The 25,388-nt window shown below is 64.4% G+C and carries 18 protein-coding genes, 1 other RNA gene and 1 pseudogene; 11 read left to right on the top strand and 9 right to left on the bottom strand.

Annotated features, from left to right (window positions below):
* The first annotated feature begins 275 nt into the window (after positions 1–275).
* Entirely contained in the window at positions 276–2,396 is a 2,121-nt protein-coding gene (locus ABQZ00_RS02030) for a TonB-dependent receptor (protein ID WP_323537726.1), read from the top strand.
* Between the two features lie 211 nt (positions 2,397–2,607).
* Here ABQZ00_RS02030 and ABQZ00_RS02025 read toward each other — a convergent pair.
* Positions 2,608–2,824 (bottom strand): annotated as a pseudogene (locus ABQZ00_RS02025) (hypothetical protein); the annotation flags it as partial.
* A gap of 846 nt (positions 2,825–3,670) precedes the next feature.
* Between ABQZ00_RS02025 and ABQZ00_RS02020 the strand changes: the two are divergent.
* Genes ABQZ00_RS02020 through ABQZ00_RS02010 form a run of 3 tightly spaced genes read left to right on the top strand, consistent with a single transcriptional unit; the run spans position 3,671 to position 5,686 of the window.
* Positions 3,671–4,741 carry an aldo/keto reductase gene (locus ABQZ00_RS02020; protein ID WP_323537727.1) on the top strand — a complete coding sequence of 357 codons (1,071 nt, stop codon included), beginning with the start codon at positions 3,671–3,673 and terminating at the stop codon, positions 4,739–4,741.
* Between the two features lie 16 nt (positions 4,742–4,757).
* Positions 4,758–5,303: a nuclear transport factor 2 family protein gene (locus ABQZ00_RS02015; protein WP_323537728.1), complete on the top strand. Its 546-nt coding sequence runs from the start codon at positions 4,758–4,760 to the stop codon at positions 5,301–5,303.
* Between the two features lie 11 nt (positions 5,304–5,314).
* On the top strand, positions 5,315–5,686 hold the full coding sequence (locus tag ABQZ00_RS02010) for an Atu4866 domain-containing protein (protein ID WP_323537922.1): 372 nt from the start codon (positions 5,315–5,317) through the stop codon (positions 5,684–5,686).
* Between the two features lie 237 nt (positions 5,687–5,923).
* Here the strand turns inward: ABQZ00_RS02010 and ABQZ00_RS02005 are convergent, their stop codons facing one another.
* From ABQZ00_RS02005 to ABQZ00_RS01990, 4 genes are all read right to left on the bottom strand, one after another.
* Entirely contained in the window at positions 5,924–6,562 is a 639-nt protein-coding gene (locus ABQZ00_RS02005) for a response regulator (protein ID WP_055850273.1), read from the bottom strand.
* Positions 6,563–6,755: 193 nt separating this feature from the next.
* Positions 6,756–7,805, bottom strand: coding sequence for an ABC transporter substrate-binding protein (locus ABQZ00_RS02000; protein ID WP_323537923.1), 1,050 nt, complete (start codon positions 7,803–7,805; stop codon positions 6,756–6,758).
* The gene (locus tag ABQZ00_RS01995) at positions 7,805–9,190 is read right to left on the bottom strand and encodes a sensor histidine kinase N-terminal domain-containing protein (protein WP_323516580.1); all 1,386 of its coding nucleotides are present in this window, start codon (positions 9,188–9,190) and stop codon (positions 7,805–7,807) included. Before ABQZ00_RS01995 ends, ABQZ00_RS02000 begins: the two co-directional genes overlap by 1 nt.
* Positions 9,183–9,884 carry a response regulator gene (locus tag ABQZ00_RS01990; RefSeq protein ID WP_311238531.1) on the bottom strand — a complete coding sequence of 234 codons (702 nt, stop codon included), beginning with the start codon at positions 9,882–9,884 and terminating at the stop codon, positions 9,183–9,185. The genes ABQZ00_RS01995 and ABQZ00_RS01990 overlap by 8 nt, the downstream gene beginning before the upstream one ends.
* 253 nt (positions 9,885–10,137) lie before the next feature.
* On the opposite strand from ABQZ00_RS01990, the gene ABQZ00_RS01985 reads away from it, so the two are divergent.
* The 4 genes from ABQZ00_RS01985 to ABQZ00_RS01970 all read left to right on the top strand — a co-directional run bounded on the left by ABQZ00_RS01985 (position 10,138) and on the right by ABQZ00_RS01970 (position 15,231).
* Positions 10,138–11,331 (top strand): OprO/OprP family phosphate-selective porin, encoded by a 1,194-nt coding sequence (locus tag ABQZ00_RS01985; RefSeq protein ID WP_323537729.1) that lies wholly within the window; start codon positions 10,138–10,140, stop codon positions 11,329–11,331.
* Positions 11,332–11,547: 216 nt separating this feature from the next.
* The gene (locus ABQZ00_RS01980; RefSeq protein ID WP_055848358.1) at positions 11,548–12,876 is read left to right on the top strand and encodes a CitMHS family transporter; all 1,329 of its coding nucleotides are present in this window, start codon (positions 11,548–11,550) and stop codon (positions 12,874–12,876) included.
* Positions 12,877–13,051: 175 nt separating this feature from the next.
* Positions 13,052–13,792 carry an acetoacetyl-CoA reductase gene (gene phbB, locus ABQZ00_RS01975; RefSeq protein WP_055848354.1) on the top strand — a complete coding sequence of 247 codons (741 nt, stop codon included), beginning with the start codon at positions 13,052–13,054 and terminating at the stop codon, positions 13,790–13,792.
* A 407-nt stretch (positions 13,793–14,199) separates the two neighbouring features.
* Positions 14,200–15,231: a LacI family DNA-binding transcriptional regulator gene (locus tag ABQZ00_RS01970; RefSeq protein WP_115554568.1), complete on the top strand. Its 1,032-nt coding sequence runs from the start codon at positions 14,200–14,202 to the stop codon at positions 15,229–15,231.
* A 112-nt stretch (positions 15,232–15,343) separates the two neighbouring features.
* On the opposite strand, the gene ABQZ00_RS01965 is transcribed toward ABQZ00_RS01970, so the two are convergent.
* Complete coding sequence (locus ABQZ00_RS01965) at positions 15,344–16,663, bottom strand: MFS transporter (protein WP_115562846.1); 1,320 nt, start codon at positions 16,661–16,663, stop codon at positions 15,344–15,346.
* 266 nt (positions 16,664–16,929) lie between these two features.
* Here ABQZ00_RS01965 and ABQZ00_RS01960 point away from each other — a divergent pair, with 266 nt between their 5' ends.
* From ABQZ00_RS01960 to ABQZ00_RS01950, 3 genes are all read left to right on the top strand, one after another.
* A complete protein-coding gene (locus ABQZ00_RS01960) occupies positions 16,930–19,383 on the top strand; it encodes a TonB-dependent receptor (RefSeq protein WP_323537730.1) in 2,454 nt (817 codons plus the stop codon).
* A 35-nt stretch (positions 19,384–19,418) separates the two neighbouring features.
* On the top strand, positions 19,419–21,338 hold the full coding sequence (locus tag ABQZ00_RS01955; RefSeq protein ID WP_323537731.1) for an alpha-amylase family protein: 1,920 nt from the start codon (positions 19,419–19,421) through the stop codon (positions 21,336–21,338).
* A gap of 760 nt (positions 21,339–22,098) precedes the next feature.
* Positions 22,099–22,169, top strand: a non-coding RNA gene (locus ABQZ00_RS01950) — sX9 sRNA.
* 8 nt (positions 22,170–22,177) lie between these two features.
* Here ABQZ00_RS01950 and ABQZ00_RS01945 read toward each other — a convergent pair.
* The 3 genes from ABQZ00_RS01945 to rsgA all read right to left on the bottom strand — a co-directional run bounded on the left by ABQZ00_RS01945 (position 22,178) and on the right by rsgA (position 25,372).
* The gene (locus ABQZ00_RS01945) at positions 22,178–22,858 is read right to left on the bottom strand and encodes a type 1 glutamine amidotransferase domain-containing protein (protein WP_323537732.1); all 681 of its coding nucleotides are present in this window, start codon (positions 22,856–22,858) and stop codon (positions 22,178–22,180) included.
* Positions 22,859–23,018: 160 nt separating this feature from the next.
* Complete coding sequence (locus ABQZ00_RS01940) at positions 23,019–24,281, bottom strand: flavohemoglobin expression-modulating QEGLA motif protein (protein ID WP_055848338.1); 1,263 nt, start codon at positions 24,279–24,281, stop codon at positions 23,019–23,021.
* The gene (rsgA, locus tag ABQZ00_RS01935; RefSeq protein WP_323537733.1) at positions 24,281–25,372 is read right to left on the bottom strand and encodes a ribosome small subunit-dependent GTPase A; all 1,092 of its coding nucleotides are present in this window, start codon (positions 25,370–25,372) and stop codon (positions 24,281–24,283) included. The genes ABQZ00_RS01940 and rsgA overlap by 1 nt, the downstream gene beginning before the upstream one ends.
* Positions 25,373–25,388: the final 16 nt, after the last annotated feature.

The following is a 25,388-nucleotide window of genomic DNA, read 5'->3' as shown; positions in this document are numbered from 1 at the left end:
TGTTCGGTACGTCGCCCGCTGATGCAGGCAGCCGCATGCGTGGACATACGAGGCCTGGACATGCGCGATGCCTGCACTGCCAGCGCCTCGCTCCGGCACCGCAGCAGTGCTGCCGACGCACGCGCATGCGCGCAGCGCTTGGGACTGACGCGCCAAACGGCGAGGCTCACGCCTGCTAGACTATCGATAATGATTCCCATTTGACTATCGTCTTTTTTTGCGTTGCCCTGCCTCTGCTGCATCGATGCCGAGCGCGTTTTGGAGTGCTTTTCCCCATGAAATCTCCCCTCTCCGGATCGGCCGGTGTGCCGCTCGTTGCGACCCTCTGCCTGCTCGCGTCTGCTAGCGCATCCGCACAATCGGATGTCACCGATACGCTGGATACGGTGGTGGTGGCCGCCTCGCGCTCCAACATGACCGTGGCCGAGTCGCCGCAAACGGTGTTGATCATCGACAAGGCGCAGATCCAGCAGCAGCTGACCATCTCCAGCAACTCGTCCGACGTGCTCGCCAACCTGATTCCGTCGTACACGCCCAGCCGCGGCAAGATGAACGGTAGCGGCGAAACCCTGCGCGGGCGCACACCGTTGATCCTGATCGACGGCGTGCCGCAGTCCAATCCGATCCGTCCCACCGGGCGCGAGGCGCACACCATCGACTACGCGATGGTCGAGCGCATCGAAGTGATCCAGGGCGCCAACGCCATCAACGGGCTGGGCGCCACTGGCGGCACCATCAACATCATCACCCGGCGTCCGCAGGACGGTGAGCTCAATCAGCACGTCGACGTGCAGGCCACCGCACCCACCTCCCAAACGCGTGCAGAAACCGCCAGCGTCGAGACCCGCTACCGCGTGGACGGCCGCACCGACAAGCTCGATTACCTGTTCTCGGCCAGCTACAGCGATCAAGGCCTGTATGTGGACGGACAAGGCCGGCCGATCGGTGCAGACAACACCCAGGGCGACCTGATGACCTCCAAGAGCTACGACGTGCTGGCCAAGCTCGGTTACGCGCTCACCGATGCGCAGCGCCTGAGCGTCAGCGTCAACCGCTACCGCATCAAGAACGACAAAGACTACATCGGCATCGCCGGCAACCGCGCGCAAGGCCTTCCCACCACCTCGGTGCGCGGTACGCCGCAGGGCACCGCGCCGTGGAACGACGTGCTGACCTCCAGCCTGTCCTACATCGATGACGACCTGGCCGGCATGCAGCTGAGCGCGATGGTGTTCAACCAGGAATTCGAAGGGCTGTTCGGCGCGGATAATTCGTCCACGTTTCAGGACCCGCGTATCGCACCGGTCGGTACGCTGTACGACCAATCGCGGTCAGTGGCCTCCAAGTGGGGCAGCAAGGTCAGCCTGACCAAGGACGATCTGTTCGACAGCCGGCTCAAACTCACCGGCGGCATCGACCTGCTCGCCGACACCGGCAAGCAGGATCTCTACGGCACCGGACGCACCTACGTGCCCGAGTCGGACTACCGCAACCTGTCGCTGTTCGTGCAGGGCGAATACAAGCTGCTGCCCACGCTCACCTTGCACGCCGGCGTGCGCCGCGAAGAAGCCGAGTTGAAGATCGACAGCTACCAGAGCTTGTGGCGTTACAACCGTGTCGATGTCGAAGGCGGCACGCTCGACTTCAATCAGACCCTCTACAACACGGGGCTGGTCTACACGCCGGTCGAAGGCGTGAGCTTTTTCACCAGCTATTCGGAAGGCTTCGGCATGCCGGATGTGGGCCGGGTGTTGCGTGCGATCAATACGCCGGGCACGCGTGTAGCCAACCTGAGCACGCTGGAGCCAATCCTGACCAAGAGCGTGGAAGCCGGCACCCGCCTCACGCGTGGCGCGTTCGATGCGGATCTGAGCTACTTCCAGTCCAATTCGGATCTGGGCACGCGCGTGGTGCCGATCAACGGCGCCTTCATGATGAGCCGCGAGAAGACCCGCGTGCAGGGCGTGGACGCCAGCCTGGGCTATCGCCTGGATGCCGCACATCGCCTGCGCCTGTCCTACGCGTACACGCGCGGCCGCTACGACAGCGACAACGATGGCCAGCTGGATGCGCGCCTGGACGGGCTCAACGTGGCGCCCAATCGCGTGATCGCTTCATGGTCGGCGCAATGGACGCCGAAGCTCTCCTCGTTCGTGCAGGCCCAGCATGCTTTCAGCCAATCCTTCGACGAAGCGGACAAGCGCTTCAGCGGCTACACGCTGGTGGATGCGACGTTCAACTACGCGCTGCCGCGTGGTGCGCTGCGCATGGGTGTGTCCAACCTGTTCGACAAGCAGTACATCACCTACTACTCGCAATCGGCGCTGGTCGAACCGCTGCGCTATTTCGCCGGGCGCGGCCGCACGCTGACGCTGGGGTATTCGCTGGATTTCTGAGGGTGTCGCGTGATTGTAAGCAGCACGCGCACGGTACGCCTGCGCAAGCGTGCTGCTGCGCGCCGATGCCACCATAGAGCCTGCTCAGATACACGTGCGGCGTGTCACGTGGAGGTGGGCGGGCAAAGCACTATCGCTCAGCAACCGACGTGTCTACATCGTTCAATCCGCTCACGGCGATAGCGATAGCGATGTTGAGTCGTGGCGTCGTTTAGATGCCGCCACGTCGGTCGAATGCGCGGTGCCCTCGCCGCTCACGGGACACGCCGCAAGTACGTCCTTGTAGGCTCGGTGGCGGCATCCATGCCACCACACGGTCCCGCAAGCGGCGAGGACACCGCACCAGAGAGTTGGTCGGTCGCTTCTTTTTTAAAGCCATGCACACCGACACTCTCGACTGGCCCTTGCCCGCCCACCGTCGCGGGACCTTACGCGGCATGGATGCCGCGTAAGAGCCTACAGGGACGTACTTGCGGCGTGTCCCGCGACGGTGGGCGGGCAAGGGCCCTGCAGCAAACTCACAGCGTCGAGAGTGTGGCGATGACACCGCACCAGACAGTTTGCTAACTGTTTTATCGAAAGCTATGCACACCGATCAACTCAACTAGCCATTGCCCGGCTACCGTCGCGGGACCTTACGCGACATGGATCCCGCGTAAGAGCGTACACGGACGTACTTGCGGCGTGTCCCACGACGGTGGGCGGGCAAGGGCCCTGCAGCAAACTCACAGCGTCGAGAGTTCTGCAATGACACCGCATCAGACAGTTTGCTAACTGTTTTATCGAAAGCTATGCACACCAATCATCTCGACCGGTCCTTGCCCGCACACCGTGGCGGGGCCTTCTGCGGCATGGATGCCGCAGAAGAGCTCACGTGGACGTACTTGCAGCGTGTCCCGCGAGGGTGGGCGGGCAAGGGCACTGCGCAGCGAAGTCGCAGATCTTGGCGTCTTGGTCGCTCACTCTCCAACCCAACAAAGGCGCACCGCCTTGTCTCTGATACGCGCACCCACTGCAGGGGCTGTGCGACCGCTGCGTGCGTGATCGTTGGCGCGTTGCACTCGACGTGGCAACGCCCCGCGCACATCGAACCGAACACTGCAGTGCATGCAAGCCACTGCGGCTGCGGCTGCGGCTGCGGCTGCGTGACGATGCTGCGTTGACGATTCGGACGATCAGGCAAGGATGCCGGATCACCAGGCTCACGCTGACTCACCGGCCGGCGGCACAGTACATCGCATGAAGCACGACACCACTACCGGGAGATACAACGCATGAGTCAGACACTTTCCCTGGACCACTATCGCCTGCTCGGTCGCTCCGGGCTGCGCGTCTCGCCGCTGTCGCTGGGCACCATGACCTTCGGCGAGGAATGGGGCTGGGGCGCAGATGCAGGCGAAGCCAAGCGTATCTTCGATGCCTATGCAGACCGCGGCGGCAACTTCATCGACACTGCGGTCAATTACACCAACGGCGGCTCCGAGCGCATCGTCGGCAGCCTGATCAAGCCGCGTCGCGAGCGCTTTGTGGTGGCGACCAAATTCACCATGGCGCGCGATGCAGGCAACATCAATTCCGGCGGCAATCACCGTCTCAACCTGATCCGCTCGGTGGAGACCAGCCTGCGTCAGCTGGACACCGATCGCATCGACCTGTTGTATCTGCACGCATGGGACTTCACCACCTCGCCGGACGAAGTGATGCGCGGGCTGGAGCATCTGGTGCAGTCGGGCAAGGTGCTCTACATCGGCATCTGCAACACGCCGGCCTGGCGCGTGGCGCAATTGCAGACGCTGGCCGATTTGCGTGGCTGGTCGCCGCTGGTCGCGCTGCAGATCGAATACAGCCTGGTCGAACGCACCGTCGAACATGAGTTGCTACCGATGGCGCGCGAGCTGGGACTTGGCGTATTGCCGTGGTCGCCACTGGGCGGCGGCATCCTGACCGGCAAGTACAGCCGCGCGGATCTGTCCGACGACAACGCGGCGGATGTATCCACTAGCCGCAAGGGCGTGATCGCCTCGACCGGGCATCTCACTGCGCGCTCGCTGGAGATCGCCGATGTGGTTGGCACGGTGGCCGACGAGTTGGGTGCCTCGCGCTCGCAGGTGGCGCTTGCCTGGACCTTGCGCAATCCGGCAGTGGTCTCGCCGGTGATGGGCGCACGCACGTTGCAACAGGCCGAAGACAACTTCGGCGCGCTGGAGATCGTGTTCAGCGACGACCAGCTGGCGCAGCTGGATCGTGTCAGCGGTCTGTCGCCGATCTTCCCGGAGCGTTTCATCGGCCGGCCGATGGCGCAGCAGCTGATCTACGGCACGCACGCGCTGCAACTGCGCAGCTGACGCGAAGGAGCACCACATGACCAGACCATCCGCCATCGCGGCAACACTGTTCATCGCCGCCAGCGCGTTCACCGCCACCGGGGCAATCGCTCCGGTGCCCACAGCCGCCGCCGACAGCTGCGTCGGCACATCGCAGCAGATGTGCAATACGCAACGCGTCGATGCCGCATTCGCGCGCTGGCAGGCAGGCGGCACCGGATTCTTCGAAGAACTGCTGTCGCCGGACGTGGTGTGGACCATCCACGGCTCCGGCCCGAGCGCCGGTACCTTGCGGGGCCGCGACACATTGATCGACACGGCCGTGCGCCCATTGACCCAGCGCCTGGCGTCGCCGCTGCGCCCACTGCAGCGGCAGCTCTGGGCCGATGGCGAGCACGTCATCGTGCAATGGCAAGGCGCCGCCGACCTGCCCAACGGCAGTCGCTATCGCAATCATTACGTATGGATCCTGCGCATGCGCGACGGCAAGGCCGTGCAGGTCGATGCGTACCTGGATCTGGCCGCCTACGACGCGGTGCTGCAGCGTGCACCCGCCCAACTGCAACGCAGGACAGACACATGACCAATACACGTATGAGCGCTGCTATTGCCGTTGCACTCGGCGCAGGTGCTGCCGTGCTCTGCAACGCCACACCGCTTGCTGCCACTGCACGCCATGTGGCGGCGACGCCTTCCCCACTCCACAGGGACACGCCCATGCAACAGCATTCCTACGTCGGCATGTGGGTCACCCGCGATGGGCAGATCCGCCAAGCCTTGTTGGCCAACGGCCGTTACGACGAGGCACGCCATACACAGCAAAGCGCCTACCAGGGCCGTTATGAAGTGACCGGTAACACCATCCATTACTGGGACGACAGCGGATTCACTGCCGACGGCCGCTTTGTCAGCGCAGACGAGCTGCACCACGGCGGCATGGTGTTCTATCGCCAGCGAGCGGACTGACATGCGTCATGGACGGCACCTCGCATTTCGGGATTGCGATGCGCCCCCCACCGCGTCGATCTTCAGTCCGCGGCCTGCCCCGCTCAACCAAGAACGGCCAACACAATGACTGCGCGGCCAGTGCTCTCTGCGGCAGGCCGCACTCGCACACTCTGATGATGAGGACGTCGTCCACACCCGACTGACGACTGTTCGCGACGCTTTTGCCGCTCCAAGCCCGTCAGCGATGCCGCGCCCTCAGCCCTCGCCTTCCGGCTCCAGCGCCTTGACCAGTACCGCGGCCTGCGTACGGCTGTAGCAGTCGAGCTTTTTCAAGATGGCGGTGACGTGCACCTTGACGGTGTTTTCGGCCAGGCCGAGTTCGTGGGCGATCTGCTTGTTGAGCAGGCCATCGGCCAGGCTCAGCAGCACGCGGAACTGCTGCGGGGTGAGCTGGGCGAGTTTGGAGGCAAGCTGCGCGTCGGCCTCCGAACGTTCGGCAGTCATGGGCGGAAACCAGGTGCCGCCATCCAATACGCTGGCCACGGCGGTGCCGATGGATTCGGCCGGCGTGGATTTGGGAATGAAGCCGGCCGCGCCAAACTGCTGCGCACGCCGGATCACCCGCGGGTGATCGTTGGAGGAGATCACCACCACCGGGATATCCGGATGCTCGCCGCGCACATGCAACAGCGCCGAGAAGCCGCGCGCGCCCGGCATGGCCAGATCCAGCAGTACCAGCTCGGCCTGCGGGTGCGAGCGCAGCATCGCACTCAGCGTGGCGGCGCTGGAGGCTTCCACGACCTGCGCCTGCGGCAGGGTCTGCTGCAGCACGTGGATCACGGCGGCACGGAACAGCGGGTGGTCGTCGGCGACGAGAATGGTGAGATCGGCCATCTGCCAAGTCTGGCACATGGGCGCGTCGGTGTGCCGCACCTGCGCTTGGCTGGCTGCCCACGGCTAGTGACTGAGGCCCGCTGACACTGTGCGGAGCAGGCGACCACTGTATCGGCATTGTGCGACCGCCGATGATGCTGGCCGGCAACGACCACACCAGCATGACGCTCTGCATCACCGCGAATGCCACGCCCTACCGCGGCGGCTGCGTACTCGCACGCCACGCTTCCAGGAACTGGCGGCGCTTGAGTTTGTCCAGATACACCAGCAGGCCGGGGCCGAGCGGAATCGGTCGGAACGGCGGTTGCGCCGAACCGCCACGACCACCGGCGGCCGGCAGTATCGGCATCAGCCGCGCTTCGCGCGAGAGCACCTGCTGCCCGCGTGGCGACAGCAAATAGTCGAGAAACCTGCGCGCTTCCGGTGCGTGCGGTGCGGTCTTGGGAATCACCGCGGTGCGCAGCGCCACCAGCGTGTAGTCCTGCGGCTGCACGATGCCCAGCGGCGCACCGGCATCGATGCGCGCCTGCGCGTAGGAACCGAGCACGTTGTAGGCCAGCAGCAACTCGCCACGACTGACGCGGTCGAGCAAGGTGCCGGTACGCTCTTCCAGCTTGACCTGATTTGCGCCCAACGCAGCCAGCAGCGCGCCGGCAATGCTGCCCACCTGCCCGTCCTGGGTGGCGAACAGATAGCCCACCCCGCTGCGCGCCACATCGTAGGTGCCCACCTTGCCGCGCAACGGCGCATCCGGCGCACGCAACAAGGCCAGCAGCTGGCGTCGCGTGCGCGGGACGCGTGATGGGTCGAGTTTGCGCGTGTTGTAGACGATGGCCACCGGCTCGTAGCTGATGCCGAATACCTCGTGCCGCCATTGCGCCCAGGCGGGCAGCGCTTCGGTCTGCGCGGAGCGGTGGGCCAGCGCGTGCCCATCGTTCACCAGCTTGGTCTGCAGATCCATGCTGGCGCTGATCAGCATGTCCGCCATCGGCGCACCGGCACGCGGATGCAGGTAGCGCGCATAGATGTCCCAGGCAATCACATCTTCGTAGATCACCTCGGTGCCCGGATGCAGGCGCTGGTAGTCCTGAATGACCGCGCCGAACACTTCCAGATCGGTGGATCCTTGCACGCGCAGCTGCGCATGCACCGGCCCCTGCGCGGGAAAGCGCCGCACATCGCCCGGCGCTGCACAGGCCATGCCGTGTACCAGCAGCAATGCCATTGCCCACAGCCTGCGCATCACGCGGTTCCTCCGGGGAAGTGCAACGAGGCGATCAACCCACCACCGATGCGATTGGCCAGATCGATGCGCCCGCCATGCGCTTCGACCACGCGCTTGACGATGGCAAGCCCCAGGCCTGCGCCGCCCGCGGGTGCATCCGGGCCGCGCACAAAACGCTCGAATACACGCTCGGCTTCGGCGGCCGGAATGCCCGGGCCGTGGTCGGCAATGGTCAGCACATGCTGATTGCCATCGCTGGTCAGCGCCACCTGCAGCGGCGCGCCCGCGCCGTATTTGCAGGCGTTGTCGATCAGGTTCTTGAGCGCTTCGCGCAGCAGCAACGCGTCGCCGCGTAGCAGCGCCGGTTGCGGGTCGATGGCCAATTGCACCCGTGGCGCGCCTTCGCTGCGTGGCAGCGCTTCATGCAATGCCTGGTGCAGCACCTCGGCCAGATCCACCGTGGCAAAGCGCTGCAGGTTGGAGCGATGGATCACGCTGGCATCGCTGAGCAATTGATTGAGCAGGCGGCTCATGTGGCTGGCGTTGCGCTCGATCGCGGCCAGGCTGCGTTGCATGTCGCGCGGGTCGTCGTCGTCCATGGCCAGCTGCGCCTGCGCGCGCAACGCGGCCAGGGGCGTGCGCATCTGATGCGCGGCCTCGGCCATGAACGCACGCAAGGTCTCGTTGCTGGACGACAGCCGCGCCATGAAGCGATTGAGCGCGGTCACCATCAACTGCATTTCCTGCGGCGCCGGCACGTTGAGCGGCTTCAGATCCGATGGCTCACGGCGCGACAGGTCGCGCTCGATGCGCTGCAACGGCCGCAATGCGCGGTACACGCCCAGCCACACCAATCCCAACGCCAGCAGCGACAACACGCCGATTGCGACCAAGGCATTGAGCACCACATCGCGCGCCACCGCATCGCGGGCGCGCCGGGTCTGGCCCACCTGCACGCGCACCTCGCCCTGCCCCGAGGCCGAGGCAACGCGATGCATCACCACCGCAAAGCGCACCGGCTCGCCGCTGTACTGCGCATCGAACAACAACGGGCGCTCATCGCTGGGCGCGCGCGCCGGCAACGGCAACGTGTCTTCGCCGGTGATGGTGCGGCCCTGCGCATCGAATACGCGGTAGAACACGCGATCTTCCGGCGCCATGCCAAGCAGATCCAGCGAGGCGTAAGGCAGATCCACCTGCCAGTCGCCACCGACCAGCGCCACGCTATCGATGATGGACAGCGCCGAGGACACCAGCAGGTGATCGTAAGACCGGTTAGCCGCACGCTCGCCGTAATCGCGCGCCGCAAAAAACAGCACCACCGCGCCCAGCAGCGACAGGCTGCCCAGATACAGCAGCAAGGTGCGCCGGATCGACGGCGCCACCGTCAGCGGCTCAGCCATCGCTACCCGGCTCCACCGGCGCATGCGGGTCGGCTTCTTCGAGTTTGTAACCGGCACCGCGCACAGTGACGATGTGTAACGGCGCACTCGCCAGCTTGCGGCGCAGACGGCCCACATACAGTTCGATCGCATTGGGCCCGGCATCGTCGTCGAAGCCGAATAACCCGTTGCCGATTTCGTCCTTGCCGACCACCTGACCCAGCCGCCCGATCAGGATTTCCAGCAGGCGGTATTCGCGGTTGGGCAATTCGATCGGTGCACCGTCGAGCATCACCGTGTGCGCAGCGTTGTCGAACACGAATCCGCCGATCTGCACCACCTCGCTGGCCTGCCCGCGATTGCGGCGCAGCAACACACGGCAGCGCGCTTCGAATTCGCGGAAATCGAACGGCTTGCCAAGGTAATCGTCCGCGCCCACGTCCAGCGCCTGCACGCGGTCTTCGATGCCATCGCGCGCGGTGAGCATCAGCACCGGCGTGGTATCGCCACGCTCGCGCATCCCGGCCAGCACGCGCAGCCCATCGAGCTTGGGCAGCCCGATATCCAGCACCACCAGATCGAAGCTCTGATAGCGCAGCACGCTGGCCGCCGCCAACCCGTCGGCCTGCCAATCCACCGCATGCCCGCTACGGCGCATGCGCCGCACGATGGCATCGGCGAGATCGGCATTGTCTTCGACTAGCAGCAGGCGCATTGGGCGGGGAATCGTGAATAGGGAATGGGGAATCGGAACAGCATGTTGTTGCGGCCGGAAGGTAACAGGCTAGGCAGACAAAAGCTCTTCCGCTTTGGCGATTGCGCTGTTGCGATTCCCCATTCCCGATTCCCCATTCCCACGCCCTGACAGGTCCATGACAGCTTTGCGGGACTAGGCTGCAGCCAACGCGCCACGGCAGTCGTCGTGGTGCATCGCTGAACGTGATTCACACATGTACCTGGGAGGGTCTGTGATCAACGACACTTTGCGTCTGCGCGCCATCACCGCTTGCGCGGCGATCTGCCTGGCACCGGCGGCGCACGCGGCCGATGACGCGGGCCCGGTCACTGCCGAGGTAGGTGGGCGCGTGCACTGGGATTTCACCGTGTTCGACAACGACGAACGCGGCACGCCCGAGCGCAACGACACCCAGTTCCGCCGCGTGTGGCTGGATGTGGCAGGCAAGTTCTATGGCTTCAATTACAAGGCCGAGGCGGAATTTGCTGGCCTGCAGTACGAATCCGGCAGCCGCGGCATCCTGGCGCGCGATGTCTATATCGCCAAGAAGTTTTCTGCCGGCACGCTGACCGTGGGCCAGTTCAAGCAGTACTTTTCGCTGGACGACCGCACCGGCTCCAACTATGGCCCGTTCCTGGAACGCGGCTATGCCTCCACCACGCTGGCGCCGATCTATCGCAAGGCCATTTCCTGGCAGGCCAATCGCCCCGATGCCACTTGGTCCACGGCGCTCTACAGCCTGGAAAGCATCGACAACTCGTCCACCAAGGGCGGTGCGCTGGGGACACGTCTGACCTTTGCGCCGGAGATGGGCGAAGCGCGCCTGCGCCACCTCGGCATTTCACTGGCGCATGAGCGCTATTCGCATCCGGGCAGCGATGGTGCGGCATCCCTGTTGATCCGCCCGCGCCCTGAAAACGATCTGGCCAACAATAGCCGCATCACCTTGGCGCGGTTTGCCGATGGCCGCGATACCGACTTCGACAAGTGGTCGCTGGAATATGCCGAAGTGCTGGGCCCGTGGTCGTGGCAGAGCGAATTCAGCGGCGGCCTGCTCGACGATGGCAGCCAGCACGCCAAGGTGTTGGCAAGCTATGGCCTGGTCAGCTGGTTCGTTACCGGCGAATCGCGCGGCTACGATCGCAAGACCGGCCGCTTCAGCCGCATCAAGACGCCCAATCGCCCCAGCGGCGCGTTCGAGCTGGCATTGCGCTACGACTACATGCGCGGCGACCAAAATCTGGATGGCCAGCCCAACTTCATCGATGCCAGCACGCAGTCGTGGACGCTAGGCGGCAACTGGTATTTCAAGCCCAACCTGCGCGTGATGCTCAACGTGATCGACAGCCGCAATCGCGACCGCACGATGAATGCGGTGGTCGATCACACGCTGGCGGTGACCGGCCGGTTTCAGTACGACTTCTGATGCGCTGCTGCGACGCGCCAGGTTTTCAAGGTTTTTTGGCGTGCGTCGCAGCGATGCAGCGCGATCGCCTGACACGCGCAAAGGCGTTCACCTTTGCTGTTCTGGCAATCGCGCAATGACTCGCGTTTCTAGGTGTCCGCGTCACCACCGCAGCGCGCCCTGCGCAGCGGTGCGCTCCACCCTCTCCCTGCTGCACGCCCCAAAGGATTTGCCCGCATGCTGACCGCGCTCGGTTTCGGAATGGTGATCACCTTCATGTACCTGATCATGAGCAAGCGGCTGTCGCCGCTGGTGGCTCTGATCACGGTGCCGATCGTGTTCGCACTGCTGGGCGGCTTCGGCACCGGCATCAACGACATGATGCTCGAGGGCATCAAGAAGATCGCGCCCACCGGCGTGATGCTGATGTTCGCCATCCTCTACTTCGGGGTGATGATCGATGCCGGGCTGTTCGATCCACTGGTCGGACGCATCCTGCGGCTGGTCAAGGGCGACCCGCTGAAGATCGTGATGGGCACCGCGATCCTGGCGATGCTGATCTCGCTCGATGGCGACGGCTCCACCACCTACATGATCACCGTGTCGGCGATGCTGCCGCTGTACCAGCGCCTGGGCATGAATGCGCTCAATCTCACTTGCGTCACCATCTTGGCCAGCGGCGTGATGAATCTCACTCCGTGGGGCGGCCCGACCGCACGCGCCGCTACTGCCCTGCACGTGGATGCGGCCGATGTGTTCGTGCCGCTGGTGCCGGCGATGTTGCTGGCGATTGCCGGCATCATCGCGCTGGCCTGGTATCTGGGCATGCGCGAGCGCCGCCGACTGGGCGTGGTGCGCCTGCCGGCCGATGGCAGTTGGCTGGACACCAGCATCCCCGAAGACAACGACGCCTTGCCGCGCGTGGAAGACACCGAGGACATGAAGCGTCCCAAGCTGCTGTGGGTCAATCTGATCCTGACCCTGGCGCTGATGGCCGCACTGGTGGTGGGCATCCTGCCGATGCCGGTGCTGTTCATGATCGGCTTCGCGCTGGCACTGATGATCAACTACCCCAACCTGGCCGAGCAACGCCGCCGGTTGGTCAATCACGCCGGCAATGTGCTGTCGGTGGTGTCGCTGATTTTTGCCGCCGGCATCTTCACCGGCATCCTGTCCAACACCGGCATGGTGGAGGCGATGTCGCGCAGTTTTCTGGCAGTGATCCCGGATAGCTGGGGCCCGTATCTGGCGGTGATCACGGCAATCGTCAGCATGCCGTTTACGTTCTTCATGTCCAACGACGCGTTCTACTTCGGCGTGCTGCCGATCCTGTCCGAAGCGGCCGGCCACTACGGCATCACTCCGGTGGAAATGGCCCGCGCCTCGCTCGCCGGCCAACCGGTGCATCTGCTCAGCCCGTTGGTGCCATCGACCTATCTGCTGGTCGGCCTGGCCAAGGTCGACTTTGCCGACCATCAACGCTTCACGCTCAAGTGGGCGGTGCTGATTTCGATGCTGATGCTTGGCGGCGGGTTGTTGTTTGGTCTGTTTCCGTTAGCGCGCTGATCGCGCGCCGGGAATCGGGAATCGGGAATCGGGAATCGTAAGAGCGGCGCTGTGCCGTCGTGACGGTTCCTGACTTCCACATGGAGAACGCAGGCCGCAACGGCGGCTCCTGCTCTACCGATTCCCCACTCCCGATTCCCCATTCCCCATTCCCAACTCCAAAGGAGTTACACCAATGACGCTTCGCATCGCATACGTCACCAGCGGTATGGGCAGTGTCGGCACCGCGATCTGCCAGAAGCTGGCGCGCAGCGGGCATACCGTGGTTGCCGGTTGCGGGCCCAATTCGCCGCGTAAATCGGCCTGGTTGCGCGAGCAGCGCGAGCAGGGCTTCGACTTCGTCGCCTCCGAAGGCAATGCGGCCGATTGGGATTCCACGGTTGCCGCCTTCGCCAAGGTCAAGGCCGAAGTCGGCGAAATCGATGTCCTGGTCAACAACGCCGGCGGTAGCCGCGACACCTTGTTCCGGCAGATGACGCGCGACGACTGGAATGCGGTGATCGCCAGCAATCTGCACTCGCTGTTCAACATCTCCAAGCAGGTGGTGGATGGCATGACGTCGCGTGGTTGGGGACGCATCGTCAATATCGGCTCGGTCAGTGCGCACAAGGGGCAGATCGGGCAAATCAACTTCGCAACCGCCAAGGCCGCGATGCATGGCTTCAGCCGTGCGCTGGCGCAGGAAGTCGCTTCGCGCGGGGTCACCGTCAACACAATTTCGCCCGGCTATATCGCCAGTGCATCGATCAGCAGTTTTCCGCCGGACGTGCTCGACCGCCTGGCCACCTCAGTGCCGATGCGTCGGCTGGGCAAGCCGGCTGAAGTCGCTGGCCTGTGCGCGTGGCTGGCCTCCGACGATGCCGCTTATGTGACCGGTGCCGACTACGCGGTCAACGGCGGCCTCTACATGGGCTGACACGGAGCGTGGGCCGCAAGCGGTTGTGGGAGTGCAACTCGGCACGCCATCCGCGATCACGCTACGCGACCAACAAAACGACTCCGCGGCCGGCAAACAGGAGCGGCCGATGTTCGGCATCGGCAGGTCTGAGGCGTCACACTCCAGTTGCTGTGCACCGCCCACACCTGCTTGGCAGCCGCTCGCTACGGGTTATTGGCGGTTCTTGGCCCCGCACGTGCGGATGCACAATGACGCGCTGCCCAGCCGCAGCACCCTGCCGGCACGCCACACCCAGCCGCGATCACAAAGCTAGGACCCGTGTGCGCGATGGCGTTGCGCGGTTGCGCACAAGCGGCCGCCACTACGCGAACAACCCGCCTGTAGTGCGAACTGATTACACTCTGGCTTTTCCGCAGTGCGCTGCCATGGCCAAACCCTCAGAACGCACCTCGCAGAATGCACGCCCGCAGATGGCCGACATCGCCCGCATGGCGGGCGTGTCCGAGTCCACTGTGTCGCGCGCCCTTGCCGGTAGCCCGGTGGTGGCAGAGCGTACCCGCGCCTACATCAAGCAGATTGCCGCCGATGCTGGTTATCAGGTCGACCCGGTCGCACGCAGCTTGCGCGCCAAACGCTCCAACACGGTGAGCGTTGCGGTGCCGATGATGCATGCACTGGATCAACCGCTCTCCGATCCGTTTCTGATGACCATGCTGGCATTGCTGGCCGAAGAACTCACCGGGCGCGGCTACAGCATGCTGCTGTCCAAGCTGGACCGGCACCAGGATGGTTGGGTGGAACAGCTTGCGCGCGGCAGCCGCTCCGATGGCGTGATCGTGCTCGGGCAGAGTTCCGAACATGCCGCGCTGGACGAAGCCGCGCGCGATGGCCTGCCGATGGCCGTGTGGGGCAGCCGCATCGATGGGCAGGCCTACATCAGCGTGGGCAGCGACAATTTTCAGGGCGGCGCGCTCGCCACCGAACACCTGATCGCCAGCGGCCGCAAGCGCATCGCATTTCTGGGCGACGACCAATTACCCGAAGTGGCGCCGCGTTTTGCCGGTTACCGTCACGCATTGGAGCAACACGGGCTGGAATTCGACACCCGCCTGCATGCGCGCAGCCATTTCGTCAGCGAAGACGCCTACCGCCTCACCCGCGCCATGCTCAAGAAGACCGACCCGCCGGATGGGCTATTTGCGGCCTCCGACGTGATCGCCGTGGGCGCCATCCGCGCCCTGGTCGAAGCCGGCCATCGCGTGCCGCAGGACATCTCGCTGGTGGGCTTCGACGATATTCCGCTGGCCGCCTACAGCCAGCCACCACTGACCACCGTGCGGCAGGATCTCGGTCTGGCCGCGCGCTTGCTGGTAGACCGGCTGCTGGCGCTGATCGCAGGCGAGGCGGTGCAATCGGTTGAAATGCCGGTGAAACTGGTGGTGCGCGAGTCGGCGTGAGGCTGGGAATCGGGAATCGGGAATCGGGAATCGTAAGAGCGTGCGCGCTGTGCGGCGGCGGCCGCGCGCTCATACTCGCTACTGTGCCGGCATAACAACGCAAACGCAGCGGTTACGCCGCTACAGCCTTGGGCTTACGAATACGCACGCATAGCATTGCTACCGCTGCGGCAAGCATCAGTGCACCGGCCAGACGGATCACGTTGCGCGGGTCGCCGTGCAGCAACCGCTCGTAATACAGCGGCAGGGTGACGATCTGGATCAGCATCGGCAGCACGATAAACAGGTTGAACAAGCCCATGTACACGCCGGTGCGCTCGGGCGGAATGCTGTCGGCGAGCATCAGATACGGGTTCCCCATCATGCTGGCCCAGGCCAGCCCGATGCCGATCATCGGCAACAACAACAACCAGCGATTTTCGATGCCCGGCAATACCCACATACCGACACCGGCCGCCAACAGACAGGCTGCGTGCGTGTACTTGGGGCCGAAGCGGCGCACCACCGGAACCATCGCAAAGGCCGCCAGAAACGCGATGAAATTGTAGAAGCCACCGATCTGCCCATTGACCAGACCAGCCTCGCGAAACCCGTGCGAGGTGGCGTCGGTGGTGCCGAACAAGGTGGTCGACAGCGACAGCACGATGTACTGCCAGTAGCAGAAAATCCCGTACCACTGGAACAACATCACCGGCGCCAGCTGGCGCATGGTCGGCGGCATCGCGCGCAGGGCGCTGACGATTTCGCGCACGGTCGCGCCCAGGCCGGCACCGGTCTGACGCATGCGCGCAATCTCGGCCGGCGCAATCGCAGGCTCGCGCACGCTGCGCGCGGTGATCAGGATGGACGCGGCCGAAAACCCCGCACCGATCACGAACGCAGCAATGGTGATGTAGGGAATATGATGCGCGTTGGCGGCATCCTGATTCATACCGAACCACACCAGCAACGGTGGAGTGAGATAGGCCAGCGTCTGCGCCAGGCCGGTGAACGCGCTCTGCGTGAGATACCCGAGTGGCCGCTGCGGTGGCGCGAGCACGTCGCTGACCAACGCACGGTAGGGCTCCATCGCCACGTTGTTGGCCGCATCCAGCACCCACAGCAGGCACACCGCCATCCACAACGCCGTACTGAACGGCATCGCCAGCAGGCACAGGCTGCATACCAGCGCGCCCAGCACCATGTATGGCATGCGGCGGCCCCAGCGCGTCACCGAGCGGTCGCTCCACGCGCCGACGAACGGCTGCAGCACCAGCCCGGTGATCGGCCCGGCCAGCCACAGATACGGCAGGCTGGCGTGGTCGGCGCCCAGGTAGTTGTAGATCGGGCTCATGTTGCTCTGCTGCAACCCGAAGCTGTACTGCACACCGAAGAAACCGGCGTTGAGAGCCAGGATGCGCGCGAAAGAAAGCGGAGGAGCGGTCGACGACATGCAAGGCCCTGGGCATCGGTGCGGCTCCCAGTGGCCGCAGCGCACTGTACCCTGCGACTTATGCAATCGATTGTAAAGCTGCGCCGCAGCACGCGATCGTTAAGCAAATTGCGGCTTATGAAACCAATTCAAATGCTGCAACGCAAGATTGCAATCGATTGTATTCGAGCGTATTACTGCGCTCGCACTGCAGGCCGCACGGCCATTCCCTGGGAGGGGACGATGCAGGCGTCGGCATACCACCACCTGTGAGAGAGAGAATCGCGATGTCCACCTTGCACACCCTGCGCCTGCATGCCCTGGCCTGCGCGGTCGTTTCCTGCCTGTGCGCGCCCGCCGCGCTGGCTCAGGACGCCGCTGCCGCGCCCGCCACTCCGCCGGCTGCCGACAGCGCCGCGGTCAATCTGGATTCGGTGTTCGTCACCGGCACCTCCACCGCCACCACCAAGTTGAAGTCCAGCGTGTCGGTCAGCACCGTCGGCGCCGAGGCGATCGAACAATCGGCGCCGCGCAGCACCGCCGAAATCTTCCGCAACATCCCCGGCATCCGCTCCGAGTCCAGCGGTGGCGAAGGCAACGCCAACATCGCCGTGCGCGGTCTGCCGGTGGCCTCCGGCGGCGCCAAGTTCCTGCAGCTGCAGGAAGACGGCTTGCCGGTGATGGAGTTCGGCGATATCGCCTTCGGCAACGCCGATATCTTCCTGCGCTCGGATTTCACGATGGATCGCATCGAAGCCATCCGCGGCGGCTCGGCGTCGACGTTCACCAGCAATGCGCCCGGCGGCATCATCAACTTCATCAGCAAGACCGGCGACACCGAAGGCGGCAGCGTCGGCGTCAGTCGCGGTCTGGACTACGACAACACCCGCATCGACTTCAATTACGGCGCGCCGTTCGCCGAGCATTGGCAGTTCAACATCGGCGGTTTCTTCCGCCAGGGCGACGGCGTGCGCGATGCCGGCTACACCACCGACAAGGGCGGCCAACTCAAGGCCAACCTCACCCGCCTGTTCGAGAACGGCTACGTGCGTGTGTACGGCAAATACCTCAACGACCGCGCCGCTGGCTACCTGCCGGTGCCCACCTCGGTACGTGGCCGCGACGGCTCGCCGGACCTCGGCGGCTTCCCCGGTTTCGATCCTGGCAACGACACCTTGTACAGCCGCAATTTCCGCACCGATGTCGGCCTGGATGGCAATAATCAGCCGCGCCGCACCGATCTGGGCGACGGCATGCACCCGATCTCGCGCACCATCGGCGCCGAAGCCTGGTTCGACCTGGGCAATGGCTGGAACCTGAGCGATAAATTCCGTATCGCCGACAACAGTGGCCGCTTCGTCAGCCCGTTCCCGGCCGAAGTCACCGACGCCGCCTCGCTGGCATCGTCCATCGGTGGCGCCGGCGCGCAGCTGGTGGAGGCCGGTGGCCCGAATGCCGGCCAGGCCTACACCGGCAACGCCATCCGCACGCATCTGTTCAACGTCGCCATCAACGATCTGGGCAACGTCACCAACGACCTCAGCCTCTCGCGCGAGTTCGATGGAGACGGCCGCACGCTGAATCTGCGCATGGGCTATTACAGCTCGCGCCAGACCATCGACATGGACTGGACCTGGAACTCCTACGTGCAGAGCCTGGGTCGCGACTCGCGCCTGCTCAACGTGGTCGACGCGGCAGGCGTGTCGCGCTCGCAGAACGGCCTGTATGCCTACGGCACACCGTTCTGGGGCGATTGCTGCATCACCCGCAGCTACGACGTGCGTTACAACGTCAACGCGCCGTATGTCGCGCTCACCTTCGACAGCGGCAAGTTCAGCATCGACGGCAGCCTGCGTTACGACATGGGCGATGCACGCGGCAACTACAGCGGCACTGCGATTGCGCAAAACCTGGACGTCAACGGCGATGGCGTGATCCAGCCAGTGGAACAGCGCGTGGCCACCGTGGACACCGCCAATGCACGCCCGGTGGACTACGACTGGAACTACCTGTCGTATTCGTTGGGCAGCAATTATCTGATCAGCGACGATCTAGGCGCGTTCGCCCGCATCAGCCGCGGCGCACGCGCCAATGCCGATCGCCTGTTGTTCGGCGTGGTGCGCGACGACGGCTCGGTGTCGTCCGATGAAGGCGTCAACGTGGTGCGCCAGGCCGAAGCCGGCCTGAAGTGGCGTCGCGACGGTCTGAGCCTGTTCGCCACCGCTTTCTCTGCGCGCACCCAGGAACAGAACTTCGAAGTCACCAGCCAGCGCTTCTTCAACCGCAGCTACCAAGCGCACGGCGTGGAGCTGGAAGCCAGCTACCGCTACGAGGGCTTCACCGTCAACGGCGGCCTGACCTGGACCGATGCAGAAATTTCCCGCGACCAGATCACCCCGGAAAACACCGGCAATGTGCCGCGTCGCCAGGCTGATTTCGTTTGGCAGCTCACCCCGAGCTATCGCGGCGACGGCTACCAGTTCGGCGTGAATCTGATCGGCACCACCGATGCCTATACGCAGGATTCCAACCAGCTGAAGATGCCCGGCTATACGCAGGTCAACCTGTTCGGCGACTACCGCGTGACCGATTCGCTCACCGTCGCGCTCAACGTCAACAACCTGTTCAACACCTTTGGTCTGACCGAAGCCGAAGAAGCCACGATTCCGGCCAACGGCATCATCCGCGCGCGCTCGATTGCCGGCCGCACCACCAGCATCAGCCTGCGCTACGACTTCTAAGGACCCCGCGCCGGGCCCAGGTCCGGCGGCTTCCAATGAGCACCTCCCCCATCGATTCCACCGCATCACGCGCGGCCTTTGCCGCGCCGCTGGATGCACGGCGCGTCGAGCCGTTGTTGGCGCGCTTTGACGAACACGCACCACGTCTGCTGGATGCACTGCAGTCGCTGTATGGGCAACGCCCCGATTACGCAGCGTGGTTGACGCAGTGGTTGGGTGCGCTCGGCAGCAGCGCGCAACACCGCCCGCAGGCATTGCAGCAGTTCGATACCACCCGCAAGCCGGGCTGGTTCGGCGCACAACACATGCTGGGCTACAGCGCCTACGTGGACCGCTTCGCCGGCACCTTGCAGGGCGTGGCCGAGCGCGTGCCGTATCTGCAGGAATTGGGCGTGCGCTATCTGCATCTGCTGCCGTTTCTGCGCGCACGCGCCGGCGACAACGACGGCGGCTTTGCGGTCAGCGACTACGGCCAGGTGGAGCCGAGCCTGGGTAGCAACGACGACCTGGTTGCGCTCACCACGCGGCTGCGCGCGTCGGGCATCAGCCTGTGTGCGGACTTCGTGCTCAACCACACCGCCGACGATCACGCCTGGGCACAAGCCGCACGCGCGGGCGATGCACGCTATCTCGATTACTACCATCACTTCGCCGACCGCAGCCTGCCCGATCAGTACGAAACAACGCTGGCGCAGGTCTTTCCACATACGGCACCGGGCAACTTCACCTGGGTGGACGACACCGCACAATGGATGTGGACCACGTTCTATCCCTACCAATGGGATTTAAACTGGAGCAACCCGGCCGTGTTCGGCGACATGGCGCTGGCGATGCTGCAGCTGGCCAACCTGGGAGTGGAAGCATTCCGCCTGGATTCCACCGCCTATCTGTGGAAGCGTACCGGCACCGACTGCATGAACCAGCCCGAGGCGCACACCTTGCTGGTGGCGCTGCGTGCGGTCGCCGACATCGTTGCGCCGTCGGTGGCGATGAAGGCCGAAGCCATCGTGCCGATGAGTCAACTGCCGCCCTACTTCGGCAGCGGCGCCGATCAAGGCCACGAATGCCACCTGGCTTACCACAGCACGCTGATGGCAGCCGGGTGGTCGGCACTGGCGCTGCAACGCGGCGACATTCTGCATCAGGTCATTGCGCACAGCCCGCCGCTGCCGGCCAACTGCGCATGGCTGAGCTATGTGCGTTGCCACGACGACATCGGCTGGAATGTGCTGCAGCACGAAGCCGCGGGCAATGCGATGCAACCGGCGTTTTCGCTGCGCGATGTCGCGCGCTTCTACGCCAATGCGCTACCGGGCAGCTACGCGCGTGGCGAAAGCTTCCAGAGCAGCGGCGATGGCGTACACGGCACCAACGGCATGGCGGCCGCACTCGCCGGTATCCAGGCGGCGCACGATGCGGGCGATGCGGCGGCCTTGGCCATGGCAGTGGACCGGCTGGTCCTGCTCTACGCGGTTGCCCTGGCGATGCCGGGCGTGCCGCTGATCTACATGGGCGACGAACTCGCATTGCCCAACGACATCAGCTACCGCGTGGATACGCAGCGCCAGCACGAAGGCCGCTGGTTGCATCGCCCGGCAATGGACTGGCAACGCGCCGCGCAGCGCCACGACAGCAGCAGCGCGAGCGGGCAGGTCTATCAGCGCTTGCACGCATTGATCCAGCAACGCACGGCACTACCGGCACTCGCTGCAGATCAACCGTTGGGCAGTGTGGCATTGGATAACGTCCACCTGTTTGCGCTGACACGTGGCGACAGCTTTGTCGCCGTCCACAACTTCAGCGATCAACTACTCGATGTGGCGTTTGCAGGCACCTTGAGTGGCCGGTGGCAGGTATTGGCCGACAAGCACAATGCAGTTGCAGAACCGCTGGGCGATGATCTGCGTCTTGCGCTGCCTGGGTATGCGGTGCGCTGGTTGCAACGTATCGACTGAGCGATGCGGGTGCGGGGTGCTGGTCGATGACCTGCGCTCTGCACTGCCTGCAATACGGGGCCTAGTTGAAACATGTTGCTTGAGTAAGGCACTTGCGGTTCTTGGTCGATGACCTGCGCCTTGCGCTGCCTGCAGTGCGGGCGCTGGTTGGTACGTTCTTCTTGAGCAACGCACTTGCCGGTCTTGATCCATGACCTGCGCCTCGCGCTGCCTAAAGTACGGGCGCTGGTTGGTACGTTTTGCTTGAGCAAGGCACTTGCTGGTCTTGGTCGATGACCTCCGCCGTGCACTGCCTGCAGTACGGGAGCTGGTTGGTACGTTTTGTTTGAACGATGCGGGCGCGGGGTCTTGGCGATGCGTCAACCGTACCCTCACCCCAACCCCTCTCCCGACGGGAGAGGGGCTAGCGTTACTGCATTGGTACCACGTGTGCTTACGTCATCGCGTGGGCGCGTCTTACAGCCACTGCGCTGGAATGTCTTGAGCCGCTGCGCTGACGTGTCTTGCGCGGGAATGGCTAGGCCTCCCAGGATTCAGCAGCAACCATGCAGCGGTGCCGATTCGCTATTAAGTAAGCGTGCCGTAGCGTTACTCATGCCGCCGAGCCTGAGTTTGCGGCAGCGACACGCATCCGCGAACACTGCTACACAACCCACACACACCACTAATACAACGCTTCGACAACGCTTCGACAGCTAAAAGCAATCAACAACACTAGCGCATTGCCGCCAGGCAGACACGGGCGTTGGTAGGAATCGACGTGTGCCACTCATACACGTCGGTTCCTACGCGCCGTCCACGCTTGACGACTAGTCGCTGCGCTTCTTGGCCGCTCTCACTCAACCCTTCAACAGCGTCAGCAGGGTTTCTGCAGTCTTTTCCGACGACGCCGGGTTCTGGCCGGTCACCAGAGTGCCGTCGGCAATTACATGTACTGCCCAATCGGCCTTCTTTTCGTACTTTCCACCGAGTTCGGTCAGCACGTCTTCCACCAGGAATGGCACGATCTTGGTCAGACCGACGGCATCTTCTTCACCATTGGTGAAACCGGTGACGCGGCGACCGTTGACCAGCGGCTTGCCATCGCTGCCCTTGACGTGACGCAGTGCGCCCGGCGCATGGCAGACCAGGCCGTGCGGCTTGTCGGCGGCGGCGAAGGCTTCGATCAGCGCGATCGACTGTTTGTCTTCGGCCAGATCCCACAGCGGGCCATGGCCGCCCGGATAGAACAGCGCATCGAAATCGTCGGCTTTGACGTCGGCAAGACGATGCGTGGTGGCCAGCACCTTCTGCGTGTCGCTATCCTGCTTGAAGCGCTTGGTGGCCTCGGTCTGCGCATCGGGCTCGTCGCTCTTCGGATCCAGCGGCGGCTGGCCGCCCTTCGGCGAGACCACGGTGATGTCGGCGCCAGCGTCCTTGAAAACGTAGTACGGCGCGGCGAATTCTTCCAGCCAGAAGCCGGTCTTCTTGCCGGTATCGCCCAGCTGGTCGTGGGACGTGAGCACCATCAAGATTTTCATCGCATTGCCTCGTGTTATGGCCCAGAACGGGCGAGGCGTGCAGTGTGCAGTCCGGTTCGTTGCAACATCGTGTAGAACGCGCAGGCTTGCATGCGCAGGTTCACCGACGCGATCAAGATGTGATCGCGCATGCGCATTTCATCGAACGCTGTGTGCCATCTCAGACATTCATTGCCGGCGGTTGCAACTGATCCATGCGGATGCGATTGGCGAACAGCGAAAACGCCAGCATGCCGGCCAGCCCGCTGATCCGGCTCACCCACGGCGGCAGCCAGCGCGGCGCGACCAGCACTCCGCTATCGAACAAGGGCGCAAATCGCGCCACATCACCCAATGCCATCTTGCCGGCGAACAGATAACGGCATAGCTGCAGTTGGTCGCGCTGCAAGGCATGCCGGAAGAAGGTGTGCACCGCGACCAGGCCACGCAGGTAGACGGTGTCCTTGGTAAACGCACCGCCGCCTTCCGTCGGCACACCGCGGAACACGCGTTGCGCCGACGAAAAACTTTCGGTTGCGCTCTGCCCGCTCTCGGTGAAATAGCGGAACACCTCGATGAAGTCGGCGCCCGAGCGCGCCATCGCAATCGCTTCGATGCGCAGGCTGATTCGCTTCATGCGTTCGATATCGATGCTGCCGGTGATCTGCTCCGCAAACGTCGCCAGGCCTTCCTGGGTTGCGGTGGTGCGTGGCGATGAAATGCCCAGGCTGGGCAGATGCACCTGCGCGCGGCCATTGAGCGCAGTGAGCGAATGCACCAGCGCTTCGTGATGAAACAGCTGTGCACGGTCGTAATCGCTGAAGGTAGCGCCGGTGCGTAAACGGATCCGGTGCGCGCCGGCCGCGGCCTTGGCGAGCAGATCCGGATCGAGCGTGACGGTGATGACGCGCCCTTCGAAGAACGCATCCAGGTCGTTCTGCAGCTGCATGCGCAAGGCGGTGGCAGATACCGGCACCTGCTCTTCCGGCGCCAGCAACTCGCGATCGAGTTCCTGCGCGATCTGGATGAAATGCCGCGCCGCTTCGCGCGTAGTCGGGCCGTTGCCGGGCATCGGGTCGTCAGGCACGCCGAACAACTGCGCCGAATAGTCGCTGACCGCGCTGGTGCCCAGCGATTCCAGCAGACCGGCCGCCAGGCTCCAGCTATGCGTCGAATCGATCAGATACGCGCCGATCGGGTGATGCGGGTCGGCGGCTTTCGCAATCGCGGCCAGCTCGCGCCGGGTGTCGCCAAAATCCAGCGCCGGGTAGTCCACCTGCGGCAGCTCCGGCTGTCCGCGCGCCACACTCTGCAGAAACGGCTCCTGCAGCGAGCGCGGCCAGCTCGCCAGGGCGAGCAGACGCACCCCGCGCACGGCCTTGACCAGGCGCGCATCCAGCGCCGCGTGATGGACGATGTCCGGCGGCCCCTTGCGCGATGGCATCAGCGCCGTCCGGGACGATCGACGCTGGCCGGCCGCCTGCCCGAGCCCTTGCCGCGGTTGTTCTGCGCAACACGGGTGGCGAGCTTTTCTGCAGCGCTGGCCACTTCCTCGCGCAGCTTCATGTAGTTGGCCACACGCTCCGGATCCAGCGTATCGGCATCGATCGCCGCGCGCACTGCGCAACCGGGCTCGGCAATATGCGCGCAATCGTTGAAGCGGCACTGCGCCGCCAACGCTTCCACATCAGAGAAACCGCCTTCGGCCAGATCTTCCTCACCGGTTGGCTTGAGCTCGCGCATGCCGGGCGTATCGATCAGGCAGGCGCCGGTTGGCAACGGGATCAACGCACGGTACGTGGTGGTATGTCGGCCACGCGAATCATTTTCGCGCACCGCATTGGTCTTCATCTTCTGCGTGCCGAGCAAAGTATTGGTCAGCGTCGACTTGCCCGCACCGGACGAGCCCACCAGCACCGCCGTGCGCCCGTCGCCCAACCACGGCCGCAGCGCTGCCACGCTCTCTGGATCCTTGGCATTGACCGCACGCAGCGGGATGTTCTGCGCCTCCAGCTCTTCCAGCACCGCCAAGGCATCCTCGGCGTACTCGGTCTGATCGGCCTTGGTCAGCACCACCACCGGCTGCGCGCCACCGCCCCCTACCAGCAGCAGATAGCGTTCGATGCGGCGCGGATTGAAGTCCGCATCCAGCCCGCACACGATGAACACTGTATCGATATTGGCCGCGATCACCTGCTGGTGGTAATGCTCACCGGCCGCCCCGCGCTTGATCGAGGTGCGCCGCGGCAACAGCGCCACGATGCGCTTGCCCTCCATCAGCACCCAATCGCCCACCGCCGCCCGCTCATGGCTCGGGAAGCGCGGCCGCTGCCACTCCGGCAGCGACTCGGCCTTGAGGCTGGCCTCCGGCGTATCGGCCACCACATAGCCGGTACGGTGCTGCTCCACCACCCGCGCCGGCAACGCCTGCGGATGCGCGGCAAACACCGACTGCCAGGCAGCCTCCTCAGGAGGACCGGGCCAGGGCCAGCCGATGGATTGGAGGGTGGAGTAGTTGGGGGATGTGTCGCTCATCGGGGGATTCTACGCC

Source organism: Xanthomonas sp. WHRI 10204 (assembly GCF_040202875.1).
In the GTDB taxonomy this organism is placed as follows: Bacteria; Pseudomonadota; Gammaproteobacteria; order Xanthomonadales; family Xanthomonadaceae; genus Xanthomonas.
This window is presented reverse-complemented; position numbering and strand designations above follow the sequence as displayed.